The following is a 2,783-nucleotide window of genomic DNA, read 5'->3' on the forward strand; positions in this document are numbered from 1 at the left end:
TCATACATCACCTCTTAATCAGGTGGTCAAATTCACTATGCCACTACAACATACTTGTTACTCCTGCTCTTAATGGTTGTACTATTAGTTTGGTACAACGACGCTAGAAGGGAGGTGCGTCCATCACATCAAAGCCAAGTTAATGTGGATTGTTAAGCAAAAATTCTTTGAAATTAGTAACAATTGGAACAGCTGTTTTAGGCGGGTGATAATATAGATTTAAACTCCAAGTGCTAGTTTTATAGTCAGTTAACAAACATGTTAAGTTTCCATTTTCTATTTCATCTTTAACAACAAATAGAGGCAAATAGGCAATTCCTATTCCGTTTAAAACGCCTTGCAATAATAAGTCACTATCATTCACTTCAACTGTTTTTGGAACTTTGATGATCGTTGATTCTTGTTCTTGTTGAAATATCCATTCATTACTGCCTGTGAGCGTGATTGCAAACAAACAACGGTGATTTTCTAAATCTTCGGGAGTTGTTGGGCTAGGGTTGTCTTGCAGATATGTTTCAGAAGCAACTACTACGAAAGGTGATTGCATCAACTCACGTTTTATTAAGAGTAAATCTTTTTCTTTATATCCTAGATAGCTTGCATTAGCACTGATCATCAAGTCACATGTATTGGCATGATCCAATGCCCAAGGTGTAATTGTTATATTGAAATTAATATTTTTAAACTGTGACGAAAAACTAGAAATCTTTTCCATTAGATAATGATTGGCATAAACAGGTGTACAAACAATATTAATTATCCCTTTGTCACGACCCAAAAAATCATCAATCCTTTGTTCTATTCTTTCAGTTCGATCAACTATTGGTGAAAATTCTTCATATAAAATTTGCCCTGTTGATGTGAGTTCGAGAATACGGTTTGTTCGGTGAAATAATGTAATGCCGAAGTGTTGTTCAAGCTCTTGTATCCATCTTGTACCTGCTGATACTGAAATATTAAACTTTCTTGAGGCTGATGATATGGTTTTCAAGCGAATAACATAAACAAAGAACGCCATTTTATCGAGCATGGTATTTCTCCTATGGACGTAAACTATTGAGGCTACATGCTTGCTTCTGAACTAACTTTGAGTAGGTTCACATATTGGGTATTGCATATTTTCAAATAAGGTTTGATTTATAAGGATGAAAAGTAAGTTGCGATAAAGCAAGAACCAGAATTAGGATGAATAATACTGATTTACTAATTATTTTAACATAAAAAGGACTTCTTTATGCAGTAAATGTATAGAAAAGTTGCTTTTTTGATAATAAAAGGCGGCAATATGCTCCAAGTGATTTCCAATAGCTTAACCAAGATAGTGTCAAGAATATTACCGGATGCTTTTATTTTAGCATTGCTTCTTACTCTTGTTATATTTTTTTCAGGCATTGTATTTACCGATAGTACGCCGTTTGACATGTTGCATTATTGGGGAGATGGGTTGTGGTCATTGTTAACATTTACAATGCAAATGTGTTTGGTCATTGTGACAGGTCACGCTTTAGCCTCTACCAGTCAGTTACAGCATTTTATGAAACGTGTCGGTCGTTCAGTTCAGAAGCCTGCAACTATAGCGGCTACAATCGCCTTATTTTCTGCTGTGATGTGCTCGATCCATTGGGGATTTGGTTTAATCATTTCGGCAATGTTGGCACGTGAATTTGCTCGTAATGTCGATGGTGTTGACTATAGAGTGCTAATTGCCGCAGCTTACATGGGGTTTATGACTTGGCACGGAGGTTTAATGGCTTCAATACCTTTAGTTGCGGCAACGGAAGGGCACATGCTTGAGCCAATTACGGGGATTATTCCAGTATCTGAAACTATTTTTACACCATTCAACCTGTTAGTGATTGGCGGGCTTTTTGTCATTTTGCCTGTTGTTGCATATTTAATTCATCCTAAAGCTGAGGATGTTGTTTTTATCAATCCTGAGTTGTTGGCTGATCAATCGAAAGAACAAGATGATAAGTTGCAACCGGATACACCTGCTGAAAGATTAGAAAAGAGCAGCTTTCTTGCCTATTGTACTGGTTGCTTTGGATTAGGATATATCATTTATAACTGGCTCTCTAACGGTTTTACGTTAGATCTTAATATAGGTAACATGGCTTTTCTTTCCATAGGTATTATTTTACACGGTTCACCAATTGCTTATGTTCGAGCTATTAAAAACGGCGTAATGGCAACTTCTAGCGTTATACTTCAATTCCCGTTTTACGGTGGAATTCAATACATGATGGAAGAATCTGGTTTAGGATCGTCTATTACTGATTGGTTTGTTTCATCGGCAACTGAAACCACATTTACCACGTATACGTTTTTTGCCTCTGCTGTTGTAAACTTTTTTGTTCCTAGCGGTGGTGGTCATTGGATAGTTCAGGGACCGTTAATCATGCCGGCTGCGGTTGATCTCAATATAAATTTAGGTGAGGCAGCTATGGCGATTGCTTACGGTGACATGTGGTCAAATATGGCGCAGCCGTTTTGGGCGCTTCCTGCTCTGGCTGTAGCGGGACTAGGTATCAGGGATATAATGGGCTTCACGTTGACAGCTTTGTTGGTTACATTACCTTTATTTCTTTGTACGCTGTTTTTTCTTTAGGAAGAACGTAGATACTCCCGTGCATGCTGCGTATTTCGGTGATTGCGAACGCTTGTTCCCCCTCTGTGTCAACATAGTTGTCGCCTTAGAATTTAATTAATTTCGGAGACAAATATACCTAAAACCTCAATTGGAATAAAGCATCCACAGAAGCTCAACACGAAATAGTTCAGTC

General features: G+C 37.7%; 2 protein-coding genes. One reads left to right on the plus strand and one right to left on the minus strand.

What is annotated here, in order from left to right:
• Positions 1–139: 139 nt before the first annotated feature.
• Complete coding sequence (locus AACR11_RS08055) at positions 140–1,030, minus strand: LysR family transcriptional regulator (protein ID WP_017818820.1); 891 nt, start codon at positions 1,028–1,030, stop codon at positions 140–142.
• Positions 1,031–1,285: 255 nt separating this feature from the next.
• Here AACR11_RS08055 and AACR11_RS08060 point away from each other — a divergent pair, with 255 nt between their 5' ends.
• On the plus strand, positions 1,286–2,608 hold the full coding sequence (locus AACR11_RS08060) for a TIGR00366 family protein (RefSeq protein WP_026138323.1): 1,323 nt from the start codon (positions 1,286–1,288) through the stop codon (positions 2,606–2,608).
• Positions 2,609–2,783 lie beyond the last annotated feature (175 nt).

The sequence above is a fragment of the Vibrio sp. L85 genome, from assembly GCF_963871815.1.
GTDB classification, from domain to species: domain Bacteria; phylum Pseudomonadota; class Gammaproteobacteria; order Enterobacterales; family Vibrionaceae; genus Vibrio; species Vibrio harveyi.

Bases quoted from the DNA above. Each gene is read 5' to 3' on its own strand.
- AACR11_RS08055 (WP_017818820.1), bottom strand. From the start codon at position 1,030: ATGCTCGATAAAATGGCGTTCTTTGTTTATGTTATTCGCTTGAAAACC.
- AACR11_RS08060 (WP_026138323.1), top strand. From the start codon at position 1,286: ATGCTCCAAGTGATTTCCAATAGCTTAACCAAGATAGTGTCAAGAATA.